12 protein-coding genes are annotated in these 19,618 nt (G+C 65.9%); 4 read left to right on the top strand and 8 right to left on the bottom strand.

What is annotated here, in order from left to right:
* Positions 1 to 137: 137 nt before the first annotated feature.
* From WG923_RS25065 to WG923_RS25035, 7 genes are all read right to left on the bottom strand, one after another.
* The gene (locus WG923_RS25065) at positions 138 to 902 is read right to left on the bottom strand and encodes a peptidylprolyl isomerase (RefSeq protein WP_340353741.1); all 765 of its coding nucleotides are present in this window, start codon (positions 900 to 902) and stop codon (positions 138 to 140) included.
* Positions 899 to 1,672, bottom strand: a complete 774-nt coding sequence (gene narI / locus WG923_RS25060) for a respiratory nitrate reductase subunit gamma (RefSeq protein ID WP_340353740.1) — start codon at positions 1,670 to 1,672, stop codon at positions 899 to 901. Before narI ends, WG923_RS25065 begins: the two co-directional genes overlap by 4 nt.
* The gene (narJ, locus tag WG923_RS25055; RefSeq protein ID WP_340353739.1) at positions 1,669 to 2,346 is read right to left on the bottom strand and encodes a nitrate reductase molybdenum cofactor assembly chaperone; all 678 of its coding nucleotides are present in this window, start codon (positions 2,344 to 2,346) and stop codon (positions 1,669 to 1,671) included. Before narJ ends, narI begins: the two co-directional genes overlap by 4 nt.
* On the bottom strand, positions 2,343 to 3,878 hold the full coding sequence (gene narH, locus WG923_RS25050) for a nitrate reductase subunit beta (protein WP_340353738.1): 1,536 nt from the start codon (positions 3,876 to 3,878) through the stop codon (positions 2,343 to 2,345). The genes narJ and narH overlap by 4 nt, the downstream gene beginning before the upstream one ends.
* Positions 3,875 to 7,693 (bottom strand): nitrate reductase subunit alpha, encoded by a 3,819-nt coding sequence (locus WG923_RS25045; RefSeq protein WP_340353737.1) that lies wholly within the window; start codon positions 7,691 to 7,693, stop codon positions 3,875 to 3,877. The genes narH and WG923_RS25045 overlap by 4 nt, the downstream gene beginning before the upstream one ends.
* Positions 7,694 to 7,795: 102 nt before the next feature.
* Positions 7,796 to 9,214, bottom strand: coding sequence for an MFS transporter (locus tag WG923_RS25040; RefSeq protein ID WP_340353736.1), 1,419 nt, complete (start codon positions 9,212 to 9,214; stop codon positions 7,796 to 7,798).
* Between the two features lie 16 nt (positions 9,215 to 9,230).
* Positions 9,231 to 10,505 carry an MFS transporter gene (locus WG923_RS25035; RefSeq protein ID WP_340353762.1) on the bottom strand — a complete coding sequence of 425 codons (1,275 nt, stop codon included), beginning with the start codon at positions 10,503 to 10,505 and terminating at the stop codon, positions 9,231 to 9,233.
* 1,233 nt (positions 10,506 to 11,738) lie between these two features.
* On the opposite strand from WG923_RS25035, the gene WG923_RS25030 reads away from it, so the two are divergent.
* The 4 genes from WG923_RS25030 (at position 11,739) to WG923_RS25015 (ending at position 17,918) form a co-directional block, all read left to right on the top strand.
* Entirely contained in the window at positions 11,739 to 14,390 is a 2,652-nt protein-coding gene (locus WG923_RS25030) for a LamG-like jellyroll fold domain-containing protein (protein WP_340353735.1), read from the top strand.
* Positions 14,387 to 16,693, top strand: coding sequence for an RHS repeat-associated core domain-containing protein (locus WG923_RS25025; protein ID WP_340353734.1), 2,307 nt, complete (start codon positions 14,387 to 14,389; stop codon positions 16,691 to 16,693). The genes WG923_RS25030 and WG923_RS25025 overlap by 4 nt, the downstream gene beginning before the upstream one ends.
* Before the next feature lie 2 nt (positions 16,694 to 16,695).
* Positions 16,696 to 16,965: a hypothetical protein gene (locus WG923_RS25020; protein ID WP_340353733.1), complete on the top strand. Its 270-nt coding sequence runs from the start codon at positions 16,696 to 16,698 to the stop codon at positions 16,963 to 16,965.
* A gap of 497 nt (positions 16,966 to 17,462) precedes the next feature.
* Positions 17,463 to 17,918, top strand: coding sequence for a hypothetical protein (locus tag WG923_RS25015; protein ID WP_340353732.1), 456 nt, complete (start codon positions 17,463 to 17,465; stop codon positions 17,916 to 17,918).
* Positions 17,919 to 18,097: 179 nt separating this feature from the next.
* Here WG923_RS25015 and WG923_RS25010 read toward each other — a convergent pair whose 3' ends face one another.
* Positions 18,098 to 19,618, bottom strand: coding sequence for an ammonia-forming cytochrome c nitrite reductase subunit c552 (locus tag WG923_RS25010; RefSeq protein WP_340353731.1), 1,521 nt, complete (start codon positions 19,616 to 19,618; stop codon positions 18,098 to 18,100).

Raw genomic sequence — 19,618 nt, 5'->3', positions numbered from 1 at the left:
CGGACGCAGAGGACGCAAAGGGTACGCAAAGGACGCGAAAAAGACATCAATCCTCTTCTTCTGTCTTCTTTTGCGTCCTCTGCGTACCCTTCGCGTCCTCTGCGTCCGGATGTCCGCCTTCCGGCTGTTCTTGCCTCCTACTGCACCAGCGGCGACTCGGCCGCCTCCAGCTCCACGCCCTCGATGCGGGCGCGGCCGGCCAGCACGCGGATGTACTGGTGCAGGGCCGTGCGGCGCGACTGCTGGGCCAGCAGGGCGGCGATGCGTTCGCGCGCCTGCTCGTACGGCACCGGCCGGCCCGGCTCGCGATCGACGATGTCCACGATGTGCAGGCCGAAACGGCTCTGGACCAGCCGCGGCTGCAGTCCCGCCAGCTTCTCGTCGAAGAACACCGCGCCCAGCTCCGGCGCGCAATCCGGCGGCGCCAGCCAGCCCAGGTCGCCGCCGTCCGCGCCGCTCGGGCAGTTGGAGAGTTCGCGCGCCCGCTGGGCGAAGCGCTCGGGAGGCGCCTCGCGGTGGGCCAGCTCCAGCAGCACCTCCTCGGCGCGCTGCGCCAGGGCGCGCACGTCCACGCCGGGTGTCACGGCGAACAGGATGTGGCGCACGTGCACCTTGCTGCCCAGGGCGAAGAGCTGCGGCTGCAGGCGGTGGAAGCGGGCGCATTCCTCCTCGTCCGGCGTGCGCAGGGGCACCTCCTGCTGCAGCATGCGGTGGATCGCCGCCTCGCCATCGGCGTCAAGCCGGGGCGCCTGCGTCACCTGCTGCGGCGGCAGCCATCCGCCGCGCACCGCTTCCTGCCGCAGCAGCTCGCTCCAGGCGCGCTCGCGCAGCTCCCCGGGCGAGACCTCCTCGCCGGGCTGCTGCAGCGCCACGCCGTTGACCGCTGCGAGGGCTGCGCTCATGCGGCCCTCCGCGGCTCGAAGTCGGGCACCGGTTGCGCCATCGGGCCGGCCGGTTCGCCGGCGCGCGCGGGCTGCGCCTTGACGATCCTGCGCTTCGTGCGCACCACCTGGTAGGGCCGCCACACGTAGGCCACGCTGGCGAAACCGCTCCACACGTGCACGAGCCGCGTGAACGGGAAGACGAGGAAGATCGTCATGCCCAGGAACATGTGCAGCTTGAACACGAGGCCCGCCTCGGCCAGCTGTTCGACCGCGCCGCCGCGGAAGGTGACGATGCGCTGCGCCCACTCGCCGAACCGCATCATCAGCCCGCCATCCAGGTGCTGCGCCGACGAATGGATGGTCACCAGGCCCAGCGCGAACTGCAGCCACAGCAGCACCAGCAGCGCGATGTCGGCCGCGCGCGAGTTGATGCGGATGCGCGGCTCGGTCAGGCGCCGGTGCAGCAGGATGGTGACGCCGGCGAACCCGAGCAGGCCCGCGATGCCGCCGCTCGCCATGGCCATGAGCTGCTTGGATCCGGGCGAAACGAAGGGCTCGTAGACGAAGTGCGGCGTGAGCAGCCCCACCGTGTGGCCGAAGAACAGGAACAGGATGCCGACGTGGAACAGGTTGCTGCCCCAGCGCAGCTGGCCGGCGCGCAGCAGCTGCGACGAGTCGCTCTTCCACGTGTACTGCTCGCGGTCGAAGCGCACCAGGCTGCCCAGGAAGAACACCACGAGGCAGATGTAGGGGTAGGTGCCGAAGAGGAAGGCGTCGAGGGCTTTCATGCGGGCTCTCCTTGCGGCGACTTGCGCCGCACGATCTGGATCGGTTGGGGCTGGCCCGGGGCGGCCTGGCCCTGCGTGCTGCAGCCGCCGAAGGCGACCGGCTCGGCCCAGGTGGCGTCGAGGCTCTCCTCGGGCGCCACGGGCACCGCCTCCACCTTCTGGCCGGCGAGTTCCAGCACCGCGGCGAGGAGCGTCGCGTAGGCGCTGTCACGCTGGCGCAGCGCGCTGAAGATCGCCTGCAGGATGTGCGTCATCTCGCCGAGGAAGGCCTTCGCCACCTTGGGCGGCTGGGTGGAGGCGAACTCCAGCACCACGCACAGGTGGTCCGGCAGCTCGCGGCCTTCCAGGTGCAGGCCGGCGGACTCGTAGGTCTTCACCAGGTCCACCATCGCCGGGCCGCGGTCGCGCGAGTCGCCGTGCACGTGCTCGAACAGGTGCAGCGAGGTGCTGCGGCCGCGGTCGAACAGTTCCACGTAGCGCGCTTCCGCCTCCAGCGGGTCGGCGCGCAGCAGCTCGGACGCCAGGGACTGGATCTCAGCCCGGCGCAGCCCGGGCAGCGCGCGCTCGACGTCGATGGCCGTGACCAGCTCCGGCAGGATCGCGCGCAACTGCTCGCCGGGATAGGACAGCAGGAGCGCCAGCGCCCGCAAGGTGTAGTGCATGGAGTGCGTCATACCTTCTCCACCGCGATCGGGATGGTGCGCTTCTTCCTGCCGCCGAACAGGCTGGCGTCGCTGGCGCCGTCGGAGCAGCCGTTGCCGAAGGAGAAGCCGCAGCCGCCCTTCATGTCGAACGTGTTCTCGGCGTACTCGCGGTGCGAGGACGGGATCACGAAGCGGTCCTCGTAGTTGGCGATGGCCATGGTGCGGTACATCTCCTCGACCTGGCGCTCCGTCAGGCCCGCTTGCTGCAGCACGCGGGTGTTGACCACGCCGTCGACATGCTTGCCGCGCTGGTACGCGCGCATGGCCAGCATGCGCTCGAGGGCGCGCACTACGGGACCGGTCTGGCCGGCAGTGAGCAGGTTCGCCAGGTACTGCAGCGGGATGCGCAGTTCCGACACATCCGGCAGCTCGCCGTTGATGCCGATCTCGCCGGCGTTGGCGGCGGAGGTGATCGGCGACAGCGGCGGCACGTACCACACCATGGGCAGCGTGCGGTACTCGGGGTGCAGCGGCAGGGCGACCTTCCAGTCCATCGCCATCTTCCACACCGGGCTCGCCTTGGCCGCTTCCAGCCACGCGTCAGGGATGCCGTCGCGCCGGGCCTGCTCGATGACGTACGGGTCGTTGGGATCGAGGAACAGGCTCAGTTGCGCCTCGTACAGGTCCTGCTCGTTGGCGGTGCTGGCCGCGTGCTCGATGCGGTCGGCGTCATAGAGCACCACGCCGAGGTAGCGGATGCGGCCCACGCAGGTTTCGGAGCAGACCGTGGGCTGGCCGGCCTCGATGCGCGGATAGCAGAACACGCACTTCTCGGCCTTGCCGCTTTGCCAGTTGTAGTAGATCTTCTTGTACGGGCAGCCGGAGACGCACATGCGCCAGCCGCGGCACTTGTCCTGGTCGATCAGGACGATGCCGTCCTCCTCGCGCTTGTAGATCGAGCCGGAGGGGCACGACGCCACGCAGGCCGGGTTGAGGCAGTGCTCGCACAGGCGCGGCAGGTACATCAGGAAGGTGTTCTCGAACTGGCCCACCATGTCCTTCTGCACCTGCTCGAAGCCGGCGAGGTTCTGGTCCTTGCTGCGCTTGGAGAATTCGCCGCCCAGGATCTCCTCCCAGTTCGGGCCCCACTCGATCTTCTCCATGCGCTGGCCGGTGATCAGGCTGCGCGGGCGCGCCGTGGGCGCGGCCTTCATCTCGGGCGCCGTCTGCAGGTGCTCGTAGTCGTAGGTGAAGGGTTCGTAGTAGTCGTCGATCTGCGGCAGGTTCGGGTTGGCGAAGATGCGCATCAGCAGCTTGAGCTTGCCGCCCTGGCGCGGCTCGATGGAGCCGTCGGCGTTGCGCGTCCAGCCGCCCTGCCACTTGCCCTGGTTCTCCCATTCCTTGGGGTAACCGATGCCGGGCTTGCTCTCGACGTTGTTGAACCAGGCGTACTCCATGCCCGGGCGGGAGGTCCAGACGTTCTTGCACGTGACCGAACAGGTGTGGCAGCCGATGCACTTGTCCAGGTTCAGGACCATCGCGATCTGTGCGCGGACTTTCATGCGTGCGCTCCTTCCTGCGTCGTGGCAGCGGCTTCGTCGTCCAGCCAGTCCACCTTGTTCATCTTGCGCACCACCACGAACTCGTCGCGGTTGGTGCCGATGGTCCCGTAGTAGTTGAAGCCGTAGCTGAACTGCGCGTAGCCGCCGATCATGTGCGTGGGCTTGACCACGATGCGGGTCACCGAGTTGTGGATGCCGCCGCGGGCACCGGTGATCTCCGAGCCGGGCGTGTTGATGATCTTTTCCTGCGCGTGGTACATCAGCACCATGCCGGGGTTCACGCGCTGGCTCACCACCGCGCGGGCCGTGATCGCGCCGTTCACGTTGAACAGCTCCACCCAGTCGTTGTCGACGATGCCGGCGCGTTTCGCGTCGTCCTCCGACAGCCACACCACCGGCCCGCCGCGATTGAGCGTGAGCATGATCAGGTTGTCGCTGTACGTGGAGTGGATGCCCCACTTCTGGTGCGGCGTGATGAAGTTCAGCTGGATCTCGGGGTTGCCGTTCGGCTGGATGCCCGCGATCTCGCCCGTGGTCTTCAGGTCCACCGGCGGCCGGTAGCTGGAGAACTGCTCGCCGAAGGCCGTCATCCACGGGTGGTCCAGGAAGAACTGCTGGCGCCCGGTGAGCGTGCGCCACGGGATCAGCTCGTGCACGTTGGTGTAGCCGGCGTTGTACGAGACCTTCTCGCTTTCCAGCCCGCTCCAGGTGGGCGAGGAGATGATCTTGCGCGGCTGCGCCTGCACGTCGCGGAAGCGGATCTTCTCGTCCTCGCGGTGCAGCGCCAGGTGCGTGTGCTCGCGGCCGGTCGCCTTGCCCAGCGCCTCCCAGGCCTTGACGGCGACGTGGCCGTTGGTCTCGGGCGCGAGCTGCAGGATCACCTCGCAGGCGTCGATGTCGGTCTGGATCTTCGGCAGGCCCTCGGTGGCGCCCGGCTCCTTGACCGTGCCATTGAGCTGCCCGAGCTGCTCCACCTCGTCCTGCGTGTTCCAGGTGATGCCCTTGCCGCCGTTGCCGGCCTTGGCCATCAGGGGGCCCAGCGCCGTGAAGCGCTTGTACACGTTGGGGTAGTCGCGCTCGACCACCGCGATGTTGGGCGCCGTCTTGCCGGGGATCAGCTCGCACTCGCCTCGCTTCCAGTCGGCCACGCCCAGCGGCTGGGCGAGTTCGGCCGGCGTGTCGTGCATCAGCGGCGACAGCACCACCTCCTTTTCCACGCCGAGGTGGCCGTCGGCCAGTTCGCTGAACTTCTTCGCGAAGCCCTTGTAGATCTCCCAGTCGCTGCGCGCTTCCCAGGCCGGATCCACCGCGGTGGACAGCGGGTGGATGAAGGGATGCATGTCGCTGGTGTTGAGGTCGTTCTTCTCGTACCAGGTGGCCGTGGGCAGCACGATGTCGGAGTACAGGCAGGTGGTGGACATGCGGAAGTCCAGCGTGACCACCAGGTCCAGCTTGCCTTCCGGCGCCTGCGCGTGCCACACCACTTCCTCGGGCTTCGCCTGGTCGCGCCCGAGGTCCTTGCCCTGCACGCCGTGCGAGGTGCCCAGCAGGTGCTTGAGGAAGTACTCGTGGCCCTTGCCCGAGGAGCCCAGGATGTTGGAGCGCCACACGAACAGGTTGCGCGGCCAGTTGGCGGGGTTGTCCGGGTCCTCGCAGGACATCTTCAGCGCCCCGGACTTCAGCGACTTGACGACGTACTCCTTGACGTCGCCGCCCGCGGCGTCCTTCACCACCTGCAGCGGGTTGGTCTGCAGTTGCGGCGCCGACGGCAGCCAGCCCATGCGCTCCGCGCGCACGTTGTAGTCGATCAGGCTGCCGCCGAACTTCGAGGCGTCGGCCAGCGGCGACAGCACTTCCTCCACGCCCAGCTTCTCGTAGCGCCACTGGTCGGTGTGGGCGTAGAAGAAGGAGGTGGAGTTCATCTGCCGCGGCGGGCGGATCCAGTCCAGCGCGAAGGCCAGCGCCGTCCAGCCGGTCTGCGGCCGCAGCTTCTCCTGGCCCACGTAGTGCGCCCAGCCGCCGCCGGACTGGCCGATGCAGCCGCACAGCATCAGCATGTTGATCACGCCGCGGTAGTTCATGTCGGCGTGGTACCAGTGGTTCATCGCCGCGCCGATGATCACCATCGAGCGGCCGTTGGTCTTGTCGGCGTTCTCGGCGAACTGGCGCGCCACGGTGATGACCTGCTGGCGCGGCACGCCGGTGATCTTCTCGGCCCACGCCGGCGTATACGGCGCGACCACGTCATACCCGCTTTCACTCCCTCCCCCTCCGGGGGAGGGCTGGGGTGGGGGCACTTCCCCGCGCAATGCCCTTGGTACGCCATACTGCGCCGCCTGCAAATCGAACACAGTCGCGACCGTCGCAAACCTCTCCTCCCCCGCCTTCCCCAACTTGATCCGCTGCACCGGCACATCGCGCACCAGCACATCCCCATGCTCGCTCGACGCGAAGTGCTCGTGCGCAATCCCACCGAAGTACGGGAACGCCACCTTCGCGTTGCCCGCCTCCGCTTTCTCCCCTTCCAGCACCGACAGCTTCAGCTTCACGTCGCCGTTGCCGCGCGCCTCCTTCGCCTCCAGGTTCCACTGGCCCGCATCCGGCCGCCCGTCCGGCCCCCAGCGGAAACCGATGGCGCCCTTGGGGCAAACCACCTTGCCCGCCTCGTCGAAGGCAAGGGTCTTCCATTCGGGGTTGTTCGCCTGCCCCAGCTTGCCGTTGAAGTCCGAGGCGCGGAGATACCGGTCCGGCACCAGCGCCGTCTCGCCGGAGGGCAGCTGCTGCTCCTTCATCAGCACCAGCATCGGCAGGTCCGTGTAGCGGCGCGCGTAGTCGTCGAAGTACGCGCTGCGCCTGTCGAAGTAGAACTCCTTGAGGATCACGTGGCCCATGGCCATCGCCAGCGCCGCGTCCGTGCCCTGCTTGGGATGCATCCACAGGTCGGCCAGCTTGGCGACCTCGGAGTAGTCCGGCGTGACGGCCACCGTCTTGGTGCCCTTGTAGCGGACCTCGGTGAAGAAATGGGCGTCCGGCGTGCGGGTCTGCGGGACGTTGGAGCCCCAGGCGATGATGTAGCTGCTGTTGTACCAGTCGGCCGATTCGGGCACGTCGGTCTGCTCGCCCCAGATCTGCGGCGAGGCGGGCGGCAGGTCGCAGTACCAGTCGTAGAACGACATGCACACGCCACCGATCAGCGACAGGTAGCGCGAACCGGCGGCGTAGCTGACCATCGACATGGCCGGGATCGGCGAGAAGCCGATCACGCGGTCGGGCCCGTGGCGGCGGATGGTGTGGATGTTGGCCGCCGCGACGATCTCGTTGACCTCGTCCCAGCTCGAACGCACGAAGCCGCCGAGGCCGCGCACCTGCTGCCAGCTGCGCCGGGTGGTCTCGTCACCGACGATGCGGGCCCAGGCCGCCACCGGCGGCAGCGTGCGGCGCGCCTCGCGCCACAGCTTGAGCAGCCGGCCGCGCACCAGAGGGTATTTCACGCGGTTGGCGGAATACAGGTACCAGCTGTAGCTGGCGCCGCGGGCGCAGCCGCGCGGCTCGTGGTTGGGCATGTCCCAGCGCGTGCGCGGGTAGTCCGTCTGCTGGGTTTCCCAGGTGACGATGCCGCCCTTGACGTAGATCTTCCACGAGCAGGAGCCCGTGCAGTTCACGCCGTGGGTGCTGCGCACGACCTTGTCGTGGGCCCACCGGTCGCGGTAGGCGTGCTCCCAGGAGCGGTCTTCGTTGGTGGTCTGGCCGTGGCCCTCCGAGAACGATTCGCGCGGCTGCGCGAACCAGGTGAGGCGGTCGAGGAAGTGACTCATTGTTCTCTCCGGTATTGCTCCCTCCCCCGCTGGGGGAGGCCTTCGGGGTCCCCGAGAAAAGTGCTTGCACTTTTCTTGGGGTGGAGGTGGGGATGGGGGCGCTCAGCAAGGCATCTCCGCGTTCTTGCGCGCGTAGAACCACCATGTCACTGCAATGCACAGCAGGTAGAAGGAAATGAAGATGTACAGCGCCGCTTCCGGGCCGCCCGTCATCGTGATCGACGTGCCGTAGCTCTTGGGAATGAAGAAGCCGCCGTAGGCCGCGAAGGCGGCGGTGAAGCCGAGCGTCGCCGCGCCTTCGGTGTTGCCTTCCTTGGTGGCGCGGGCCATCGCATCGGTGTCGAACTTGTTGACGCCCTGCAGCGCCTGGTTCAGGAAGATCACCGGGATCATGCGGAAGGTGGAGCCGTTGCCGATGCCCGTGGTGAGGAACAGCACCAGGAACATGAGGAAGAAGCCGGTGAAGTTGCCGCCCTGGCCGTGCAGGGGCAGGAAGTACAGCACGCCGGCCACGGCGCCGGCCATCACCACGAAGTTCCAGAAGGTGACGCGGGCACCACCGAGCTTGTCGGACAGCCAGCCGCCGAAGGGCCGGATCACGGCGCCGACCAGCGGGCCCATCCACGCGTAGGCGAGCGGGTTCACATTCGGGAACTGGCTCTTGATCAGGAGCGGGAAGCCCGCCGCGTAGCCGATGAAGGAGCCGAAGGTTCCAAGGTACAGCAGGCACATCAGCCACGTGTGCTTGCGGCCGAAGATGGTGGCCTGCGTGGCGAAGGAGGCCTTGGCGTCCGCGATGTCGTTCATGCCGAACCAGGCCGCGAAGGAGGCCAGCGCGATCCACGGCACCCAGATGAAGGCGGCGTTCTGCGTCCACACCTTGACGGCCTGGCCGTCCTTGATGATGGTCTGCGCGTCACCCCCGAGCACGCCGAACACGCCGGCGGTGATCACGAGCGGGCTGAGGAACTGCACCACCGAGACGCCCAGGTTGCCCAGGCCGGCATTCACGCCCAGCGCCGAGCCCTTGCGCTCCTTCGGGAAGAAGAAGCTGATGTTGGCCATGCTGGAGGAGAAGTTGCCGCCCCCCAGGCCGCACAGCAGCGCGAGCATCAGCATGGTCGGATAGCTGGTGGTGTTGTCCTGCACCGCCATGCCGATGCCGATGGCGGGCAACAGCAGCGAGGCGGTGGAGATCGCCGTCCAGCGCCGGCCGCCCACCAGCGGCACGATGAAGGAATAGAAGATGCGCAGCGTCGCACCCGAAAGCGCGGGCGCCGCGGCGAGCCAGAACAGCTGGTTGGTGGAGTACTTGAAGCCCAGGGCCGGCAGGCCCACGGCCACCACGCTCCACACCTGCCAGACCGCGAAGGCGAGGAACAGCGCCGGCACGCTGATCCAGAGGTTGATCTTGGCGATGGCCTCGCCTTCCCGTTCCCAGAAGGCCTTGTCCTCCGGCGTCCAGATGGTCAGCGTGCGTCCGGGCCTCGCGGCGGGGACATGGGTGGTGCTCAATGCCATGGCGAATCTCCTTGGCTCAATGCGAGAACGAGGGGGAAGCGGGGGCGTGCTCGCCCATCACCTCGGTGCGCCGCACCTCGGTGAAGTACATCCAGATCAGGGACACCCAGACCACGCCGTACATCAGCCAGAAGGCGCTGGAGCGCACGCCGGTGAGGTCCATCAGGATGCCGAACATGATCGGCAGGAAGAAGCCGCCGAGGCCGCCGGCCAGGCCGACGATGCCGGAGATGGTGCCGATGTTCTTCGGGTAGTCGTCGCTGATGTACTTGAAGACGCTCGCCTTGCCGAAGGCCCAGGCGATGCCCAGCACGAACATCAGCGCGGTGAACGCGTACACATTGAGCCCGATGTGGAAGCTCTGCGGCCCGTTGACGGTGGCGACCGTGAGGTCGGTCTGCGGGTACGAGAGCAGGAACAGGCAGATCCAGCTCACCCACATCACCCACCACGTCATCTGGTGTGCGCCGTACTTGTCGGAGAGCCAGCCGCCGATGGCGCGCAGCACGCCGCCGGGCAGCGAGAAGCAGGCGGCCAGCAGGGCGGCCACGCGGATGTCGAGGCCGAACTCGCCGACGTAGTACTGCACCATCCACAGCGACAGCGCCACGTAGCCGCCGAACACGATGCTGTAGTACTGGCAGTAGCGCAGCACCTTCGGGTCCTTCAGCGCCTTGAGCTGGTCGCGGAAGGTGACGGTGCTGGGCACCAGGTGGTGCGGGTTGCTGTGGCTGAAGAACAGGAACAGGATCACGGTGCCGAGCATCACGGCCGCATACACGTGCGGCACGGCCTGCCAGCCGAACGCCACCAGCAGCACGGGGGCGACGAACTTGTTGACGGCCGCGCCGGAGTTGCCCGCGCCGTACACGCCCATCGCGAAGCCCTGGCGGTTCTTCGGGAACCAGCGGGCGACGTAGGGCGTGCCGACGGAGAACGAGCCGCCGGCCAGGCCGACGAACAGGCCGATGACGAGGAAGTGCCAGTACTGCGTGGCGTAGGCCATGAGCCAGATGGCCGGCACCGTGATGGCCATCAGCGTCGCCAGCACGACGCGGCCGCCGAAGCGGTCCGTCCAGATGCCCAGGGGCACGCGGATCAGCGAGCCGGTGAGCACGGGCGTGGCGGTGAGCAGGCCGAACTCGGTGGCGTTGAGGTTCAGCGCCTTCTTGATCGGGATGCCGATCACGCCGAACATCATCCACACCATGAAGCACACCGTGAACGACAGGGTGCTGACGACGAGGACCGACCACGCGCGGCGCGCGGAGGACGGCGCGACGCCGGCCACGGAGGCGCGGCCGGCGGCGGGGAGGGTTGCGGTGGACACGATGGTTCGATTCCTTGTGCTGGGTCGACGCAAGGAACTGTGGGCGCGCGGGGCCGCCGCGAACATCCCTCCGTGGACGAGCCGGGCGCGGCGGAAGAACGAGGAGGGATAGTTCGGTGGGACTAGTCCCGGCGCGAAGTTGATCTGGGGCAAGGAATCCCGGCCGGGTCGCCTTAACCTGTCGTCACTCGCCGCTGGTTACGGCGAGCCTCCTGGCGCATAGAGCGCCACCCCCGCTGCAGGCGGGGCTGAGAGCGGCCTTGGGCCGCTCTCTTGTTTTGGGGAGCGAATTACCCGATCGGCTTGATCGCGTGCCATGGGGGATTTGTACTAGCCGCCGTCGCGTAGTGCCAACTACGGATTTGGCTTAGTGACTGAGCGCCCTTTGCAGCCGCAGCATAGCGGCCGGTATCAGGGAGGCATCGGGAGGCACCGTTGAAGCTCGCATTCGCGTGCGCGCCGGCATTGACCACGCCGTCCAGGTCAGCCTGTGATGGACACGACGACGTGACTTGACGCGATTCCGCGCCGTTGAACCCAACCCGTCTTTCGTCCTTTCCTTGAATCTACGAAGGGCCGCATCCGGTTGGCACTTCAGCACCCTGCGCCGGGTATTCATCCTTATCCAGATTGAATAGGTATAAATACGTGCACAAAAAGTTATTGGCGCGTCGTGGATCGCGCGTCTGGCAAGTCTTGGTTACGGTTCTGATTGCGGCCAGCATGCCCGTTTGGGCCGCGTTTCCAGCTACACAGTCGGGTGGAAGCGGGTTTGAGTTCCGTCCGACTGAATTCACGAATCCTGAAGCGCCGTGGAGTGCATCGGCCGCAGCGGCTTGCCAGTACGCCGCGACGCGGACGACTACCTCGAACAACAACGGTATCACTTACGTGAGCATCCTGTCTGGAACGCAGACAAACACCGCCCCGGTAAGCTACGCGGCAGGCGATGCCTCTGGCTACTCGTGCTCGATTTACAACCCCACATACCCGCCTGGCTGCTCGGGCACGGGATGTTTCAGGGTCGGCGTATACACGATCAACTATCGGACGCCTCCCATTACGTCCAGTTGCCCCTCGAATTCGACGGCCGCAGTTAACAGCACATGCGCCTGCAACGCAGGCTATGACCTGAACCCGACCACCCGGAACAGCTGCTCCAAGCTCGATGAGGAAAACCAGACTCAGGCTCCCGTGTGCATCCGCTGTCTGTTCGGCAAGCCGATCGATCCCGTGCTGGGATCCGAAATCTGGTTTGAGCAGACCGGGGTGAAACTGCGCGGCGGCGCCTTGATGCTGACGTATGACTCCGTGCCAGGCCAGCGACCTGCGTCGGCTGACAACATCACCTCCCTGACCGAGCCAAACGGATTCGGCCCGCTTTGGCACTCCAGTTTTCATCACAAGTTGCAAGTGTCTCCCAGCAAGAAGACAGCGCTCGTCTCCAGGGGGGATGGCCGGGTCCTCTCCTTCACGGGCGACGGTGCAGGGAACTTCGCTGCATCGGGCTACAACAATGCCAGCCTGGCGTCGATTTCCGGTGGCTACAGGTTCACGGACATCAACTCCGGGAAGATCGAGACGTTCGATGCGAAAGGGCAACTGCAGTCGATTGCAGGCATCGACGGATCGGTACTGACGTTCATGTATGCCAATGGCAACCTGGTCAGCGTCACAGACGGCGACGGCCGGAGCGTGCAGTTCGCCTACGCCAACAATGTCGTTTCCAAGATCATCGCGCCCGATTGGCAGGTCATTCTGCCTGCGTATGACGCGAACAGGAATCTCGTGTCCTTGGCGTGGCCGGACGGCAAGACGGCAAGGTTTGCCTATGAGAACGCAGCGCTGCCCTGGGCGCTGACCAGAGTGGTGGACGAGAACGGTACGCGCCACGCCTCGATCGCATACGACGCCGAGGGGCGCGCGGTGAGCGAGGAGCTGGGCGACGGCGTCAACAAGTACGCGGTGAGCCATACCAGCGGACCGAGGTGGGTGGTGTCGGACACCTACGATGCGCAGACGGACACCATCCATCGCGTGCACTCCTGGGACGCGCCCACCGGCACGGTCGTCACCACACCGAATGCCCAGACGCTGGGAATCGACGTGCAGAGCGTCTTCGGCATGCCGGTGCCGGCGTCGGTGAGTCAGCCTGCCGGATCCGGCAGCCTGGCGGCTGCCACAGCGACCACATTCGACGCGGCAGGCAATGTCAGCTCGCATGACGATGCGGCGGCTACGAGGACCTGCAGCGTGTATGACAGCCGAAATCGCGAGACGGTACGGGTAGAGGGCCTGTCGAACGCCGTGGCTTGCGGCACGGTGACGGACACCACGGCGTCGCTTCCGGGTGGTGCGCGTCGGATCGTGACTACGTGGCATCCTGACTGGAAGCTGCCGACGCAAGTCGCGGAGCCGCTGCGCAGGACGACATACGTGTACCACGGACAGCCGGACGCATTCAACGGGAACGCGACGGCGAATTGCACGGCAGCCGCCCCCATGCCATCTGGCCGGGTGCTTCCGCTGCTTTGCAGGAAAGTTGTCCAGTCCACTCTCCCCGATGGCACGGTCGACACTTCAGTCCCGTCCAACTCGACCTCGTACACGTACGATGCTGGCGGGGGCATGCTGACTGAGAAGGATGTTCTCGGCCACGAGACGACCTACGCCCGCTATGCCGATGGCACTTTTGCCGACGATGCGTATGTGGGACAGGTCCTGCTGTTGCTTCACGGCGACGGCATCGATGGGTCCAGCGTTATGCAGGACAGCAGTCTCTCGCCGAAGACGGTCAATGTGGCGGGAGGTGTCTCGATCAGTACAGCCGAAAGCAAGTTCGGCGGTTCATCCCTGTACTTTGACGGAAACGATGCCTCCAATACCACGTTGGTGTTGCCGGTGGCAAGCGAGTTCCACTTCGCCGGTGCGTTCACCATCGAGTTCTGGATCCGGCCGTTGACCCTCAAGGGAAGCTGGCTGTACGTGCAATCCGACCGTTTCGGAAAGCCTGCGCCGGTTCGAATCGACCTGACGGCGTCCGGACAGGTGAACGTGCTCGGGTCCTCGGACAACGCGAATTGGCTGTTTAGCAGCGGCTTGACATCCACATCCGCTTTGCAGCTCGGCTCCTGGTCGCATGTCGCCGTCAGTGACGACGGGACAACCGTGCGATTGTTCGTCAACGGTGTGCTCCAGGGATCACGGCCTACGTGGTCGCGAACTGCGTCGTCCGATCCAGTTCGCATTGGTGGCGCCTACGCCGCAGGGGATCGCGAGTTCCACGGGTTCATCGACGATCTGCGCATCACGAAGGCAGTCGGCCGCTACACGACGGCATTCACGCCTCCAACGCGGGCTTTCCCACCTTCGGGATCCGGAGACGCGGTGGGCCACAGAATCGGAGATGTGCGAACAGTCACGAACGCTGCTGGCCAGACCACCCAATTCACCCAATACGACTCAGTCGGTCGCGTACGGCAGATGATCGACCCGAAGGGCATCACGACGGACATCACGTATACGCCGCGCGGATGGGTGGACACCGTTACCGTAACGCCGCCGGGGGGAGGCGCCCGCACGACCACCTACACCTACGACGGCGTGGGCCAGATCACAAGCGTGGCCCTGCCTGACGGCACGAGCCTGGGCTACAGCTACGACGCTGCGCACCGGCTGACAGGGATCACGGACGCGCGGGGTAACAGCGTCAGCTACACGCTGGATGCCAGTGGCAACCGCACGCAGGAGGAGGTCACGGACCCCGGCGGCGCACTGCGACGCAGCATCACGCGCTCTTTCGACACCTTGAATCGCTTGCAGCAGGTCACGGGAGGCACGCAATGAAGCGCATTGCGAAGTTGATGGCGACGTGCGTTTCGGCCGCCTCGATGTTCCTGGGCCTCTCCGCACCTGCGCAGGTTGCTCCGCCCGCACGTCCGCCGATGACCTGGCAGTACGGCTACGACCCCACGGGGCTGCTGACCACCGTCATCGACCCCAACGCGCAGACCACGTACTTCCATTACGACCAGCTCGGGCGCCGCATCCAGAGCGAGCAGCCGGCCAACACCGGATCGAGCTCGCCCACCTGGACGGACTACGGCTACGACTTGGCCGATGGCCTGACCAGCGTGACGGATCCGCGCAGCCTGACCACGACGTACACCCTGAATGGCCTGGGCCGCGTCACGGCCCAGAGCAGTCCCGACAGCGGCAGCGCGACGTTCACGCACGACGCCAAGGGCAACGTCCTGACCAGCACGGACGCCCGCGGCAAGACGACCACCTTCACCTACGACGCGCTGGATCGGGTGACGCGCATCGGCTATGCGACCGGCACGCCGACGACCTTCGAATACGACGGGGGAGCCACTCCCACGCCGGCCGCTGCCGGCGAGCTGACGCGCATGACCGACGAGTCGGGGCAGACCGCCTACTCATACGACGCGCTGGGCCGCCTCACAGCCAAGTCGGTCACGATCGGCAGCAGGACCTTCACCGTCCGTTACGCCTGGGGCGACAGCGGCGCTGGCCTGGACAAGCTGGTGGCGATCACCTATCCGAGCGGCACGCGCGTGGACTACAGCTACGACAGCGCCGGCAGTGTCAGTGCCATTGCCGTCACGCCCGTAAGCTCCGACGGCCAGGGCTTCAGCGGCACCGCGCTGCCGCTGCTGGCCGGCATCACCTACAACGCCGACAACCAGGTCGCAGGCTGGCTGTGGTCCGACGGCAAGCCGCGCAGCATCGGGTATGACGGCTTCGGACTCATCTCCAGCTACACGCTGGGCGACCCTGCCGGCAGCGGCAGTGCCGCCGGCGTCTTGCGCACGCTGCAGCGCGATGCAGCCGGCCGCATCACTGGGTTCGTCCACACGAACAACGGCAACCCGCTCACCGCCTTCGACCAGCGCTTCGGCTACGACAACCTCGACCGGCTGGTGGCCGTGACGCAGGCCACGAGCGCGGCCCAATACGGCTACGACGACACCGGCAACCGCACCGTGCGGGGCCTGACGGCGGCGAGCTACACCAACACGGTGAGCGCCACGAGCAACCGGCTCACGACCGTGCAGGACGGCAGCGGCACGGCGAGCATCGCCTACGATGCGGCAGGCCATATCGTGGCGGATGGCCGCAACACGTACAGCTACAGCGACCGCGGGCGCATGGCCAGTGCGGTGACCGCGGGGGGCACGGTGGCCTACGTGTACAACGGGCTGGGCCAGCGGGCCAGGAAGAGCGGGCCCACCGCGGTGGTGCCGACCGGGGCGAGCCACTTCGTGTACGACGAGGGCGGGCAGTTGCTGGGGGAGTACGACGCCAACGGCTACCCGGTGTACGAGACCGTGTACCTGGCCAGCACGCCGGTCGGTGTCGTGAGACACACGGGCAGTGCGGCCACGAACAATCTCGCGGCGGTGGTGTACAACGCGTACGCGGACCACATCGACACGCCGAGGATGATCACGGCGCAGGATCACTCCATCGTGTGGCGCTGGGACACGGCGGAAGCCTTCGGGGCGACGGGGCCGGAGGAAAACCCGAACGGGGCGGGCAGGTTCGTGTACAACCAGCGGTTTCCAGGGCAGGTGTTCGATGCGGAGACGGGGCTGTTCCAGAACTGGAACCGGGAGTACGAGCCGAGGACGGGGCGGTATGCGCAGAGTGATCCGATTGGGCTGGCGGGGGGGATCAATACATTTGCCTATGTCGGGGCGAGCCCGCTGAGCTTTGTCGATCCAAGCGGGCTAACGAGAGCCGACATCCAGAATGCTTTCGCGGCCGCGAAGGCTATGACGCCCGGTTGGAAGCACCCCACAGAGGTTGCGACGTGGAGTCAGAACGGGAAAGCAGGCAGATACAGCTACGGCGACACACGCATTTATGCGGACGCGAAGTACCTGGGGTGCCTGGATGACGGGGAGGCTACGGCGCTGCTGGTCACGATCCTTCATGAGATGGCGCACATGAACCAAGGCTGGTTCACGTTCCAAGCCGACAAGCTTCAAGAAGCGCTAACGCGCGGCAGCTGGTCTTTCGCGCAAGACACAGCCGACGATGTGGCCTTCAAGAACATGGATCGGATTCCCGAGTATCTGAAGCGTCGACATACGACGAACAACTCATGCGAGTGCCGGAGATGAGCATGCAAGCTACAAACTTGTTGCGCGCCGCCTTTGTGCTGGGTGCGATCGCCTTCTACTACTTGGTGTTCTTCACATCGACAGGCAACTTCTTCCACGGCGGGACGGTCGCGGAATCCATGCTGCTGCAGGCGATTACCGTAGCGACAATTGCCATCGCAATCGCATTGGTGCGTCGGGTGCGAATTCCCGAACGCATCTTCATTTTGCTGGTGGCTGCAGTACCCGCCGTGGGGGTTGTGCTCTCCATTGCTTCTATGATCTCGAGATAGCTGCGTCGGCGCGGGGCGCGCACGACGCGTGCGCGCAAACGTATTCAGCTATGTCCACAACTCACCGTTGAGCCTTGCAGACCCGACGGGGCTGTGCCCGATTTGCCCCTTTATTCCGTGGATAGTCGGCGGCATAGGCGTGGGCTGGGGCGTCAAATCATGCAGTGATGCGTCGGATGCAGCCGACGCACGTGCTCGGGCGCTGGAGGCGGCTGAAAAGGCTAAGTTCCACGATGCTCGTTTGGTCGAGTGCGCAATGTCTGGACGGTGTAGCTCCCAAACGCAGGACTTCTTCAAGTCCGAAAAGCAGAAGGCGATGGAGCAGTTCGCCAAGGAGGCTCAAGCTGCTGGCGCAGGCTTCGCGGGGTCAGTGCCTGGCATGTCGACAACGGGGCCGCTTCCGGCCAGTAGGGGCGACATCGTGGGCAATGGCGTGACCACCGTCATTACGAATCTTCCGTCCGTACCGCAGCGGAAGTAAGTCATTTCGGGTTCATATGAAGAAATCGCGCCTCGCCTCTCTGCTGGCATTGATCGTCGGCGTTGCAGGGATCTTGCTAGGGCTCTTTGCCTCGAATGCGGAGAAGACGTTTTACTACTACGACCGCTGGTCAAAGGGCCATTCGGTTCTGCTTGGGAGTCAGTGCTACGAACTTCCCGGTGACTGGCTTCCGACTCAAGAGAATGCAACGGGGAGGGATGTCCAAGTCAGGTTGCATTTTTCGGCTCCTCCAGTCTTCGCAATGATCCGGCAGGCGGAGACAGTTGCGCCGCTGTTGGCTAAAGCCCAGAAAATCCGATCGGTGCAGACTGGCGTAGATGCTCTTCGCTTTGATACTCCGCAAGGGGAACGTCTATTTATCGTGCATAACTCCCTGCTCGGTCTAGCGGTAACCGGCGACAGCGAAGAGGCTCTTGAAAGACTTGCATCTGCTATCCGTCCGTGCAAGTAGCGGCGCAGGAGTCTATTCAGCTATGTGCAGGGGAACCCCTCAGATCAACCGACCGCCCGATCCTGAGGTCCCGCCGCGATCAGGAAGTGGTTTGATTGGGGTGAATCTTCTCCGCGCCGCGCAAAGAGGCCAGAAAGGAAGGACCTTCCGAAGAAGGCCCTCCATCCGCGACACGCCCTCTACTTCGCCGGCGTCCCCGCCGTCGCGACGATCCCCCCCGTCGTCGCCGCCGCCTGCGCCGTCTTCACCACCGGCACCGCCCCACGCCGCACCGCGGCCAGTTCAGCCTGCCGCGCGAAGTCGATCGCCTCGCCCAGCACGCGCGCTGCCTCCTGCGGCGCATGGAATCCCATCGAATTCTCCGCCGCGATGAAGTCCAGCCGCCACTGCGCCTTGCGCTGCAGCTCCAGCGCCGCGGCCAGTTCCTGCTCGGTGGCGCCGTCCTTCTTCGCCTGCACGATCGCGTCCATCATGGCGTTGATCGCCACGCCGCCGCGCTGCATCAGGTCGAAGTTGCGCTGCTGGATCTGGTCGACGCGCGCCTGGATCTCCTTCTCGGACATCTTGTGGCACGCCTGGCAGGCACGGTTGATGTTCAGCAGCGGGCTGCGCACCCAGTGGTCGGAGACCTTGGTGGCGCCGTCGCGCGCATACGGCATGTGGCAGTCGGCGCAGGCGACGCCGCTGCGCGCATGCACGCCCTGGCTCCACAGCTCGAACTCGGGGTGCTGCGCCTTCAGGATGGGCGCGCCGGTTTCCGCGTGCTTGTAGTCGAAGAAGCGGCCGCCATCGGGCATCTTCGTCTCGTTCCAGAACACCTCGATCTGGTCGACATTCGTGCCCTTGCCCCAGGGCGCCGTGAGCTTCATCGCCGAGGAGCAGTAGTACTCGATGTGGCACTGCGCGCACACGAAGGTGCGCATCTCGTTGCGCGTGGCCTCCTTGTTCGGGTCGTACGGCTGCGCCTTGCCGGCCGCGCGCCAGCGCTCGATCGAGGGCGCGAAGGGCGTCGCCGCGTCGGAATTCGCCAGCCGCTCGATGCCCTGCAGGAACGCGGGCCGCGTGACGATCAGCTTCATCGTCTTGGCGTCGTGGCAATCCGGGCAGCTCACGGTCTGCGCATGGCCCATGTCGTGCAGCTTCCTGTTCAATTCCTTGTACGGGATCTTGTAGGTGGCCTCGAAGCCCTTGATCACGTCACCGCCGCCCAGCTCCCTGTACAGCGGGATCACGGAGCCGTGGCAGTGCAGGCAGGAGCCGGTCTGCGGCTTGGTCTGCCGCTGCGTGTTCTCCTGGTCCTGCAGCATGTAGGCGTGGCCGCGCCGGTCGCGGTAGTCGATCGAGAAGGCGTAGCCCAGGAACATGCGCTTGAGCCACGGGTCGCGGTCGATCTTCTCCTGCGGCAGGGCCTCGCTGCCGCCGTGGCCACCGAAGCGCGTGCGGGTGGTCTGCGCCGTGAGCTTGTACGCGTCGTACTGCTTGGGCCAGTTCACGCCCCACTTGGCCGGATCGGTCGTGTCCTGCGTCACTTCGACCAGGCGCGTGGTGGTGACCTTGCCCTCCTGCTTGCGCTCGTAGATGTTGACCAGCAGCGCCGACACGGCCACCGCGGCCAGCGCGGCGACGGCTGTGATCGACAGCAGCGCCGGCGTGGAGATGCCACGCGCGGGGGCTGCGACGGGTCGGGATCCAGTTTTCAT

It is taken from the genome of Ramlibacter sp. AN1133 (genome assembly GCF_037890035.1).
Classification (GTDB): Bacteria; Pseudomonadota; Gammaproteobacteria; order Burkholderiales; family Burkholderiaceae_C; genus Ramlibacter.
Note: the sequence above shows the minus strand (reverse complement) of the source record. Positions and strands in the feature narration are given on the sequence as shown.

Coding starts and splice junctions, on each gene's coding strand:
- WG923_RS25065 (WP_340353741.1), bottom strand. CDS start 902: ATGAGCGCAGCCCTCGCAGCGGTCAACGGCGTGGCGCTGCAGCAGCCC.
- narI (WP_340353740.1), bottom strand. CDS start 1,672: ATGAAAGCCCTCGACGCCTTCCTCTTCGGCACCTACCCCTACATCTGC.
- narJ (WP_340353739.1), bottom strand. CDS start 2,346: ATGACGCACTCCATGCACTACACCTTGCGGGCGCTGGCGCTCCTGCTG.
- narH (WP_340353738.1), bottom strand. CDS start 3,878: ATGAAAGTCCGCGCACAGATCGCGATGGTCCTGAACCTGGACAAGTGC.
- WG923_RS25045 (WP_340353737.1), bottom strand. CDS start 7,693: ATGAGTCACTTCCTCGACCGCCTCACCTGGTTCGCGCAGCCGCGCGAA.
- WG923_RS25040 (WP_340353736.1), bottom strand. CDS start 9,214: ATGGCATTGAGCACCACCCATGTCCCCGCCGCGAGGCCCGGACGCACG.
- WG923_RS25025 (WP_340353734.1), top strand. CDS start 14,387: ATGAAGCGCATTGCGAAGTTGATGGCGACGTGCGTTTCGGCCGCCTCG.
- WG923_RS25020 (WP_340353733.1), top strand. CDS start 16,696: ATGCAAGCTACAAACTTGTTGCGCGCCGCCTTTGTGCTGGGTGCGATC.
- WG923_RS25015 (WP_340353732.1), top strand. CDS start 17,463: ATGAAGAAATCGCGCCTCGCCTCTCTGCTGGCATTGATCGTCGGCGTT.
- WG923_RS25010 (WP_340353731.1), bottom strand. CDS start 19,618: ATGAAAACTGGATCCCGACCCGTCGCAGCCCCCGCGCGTGGCATCTCC.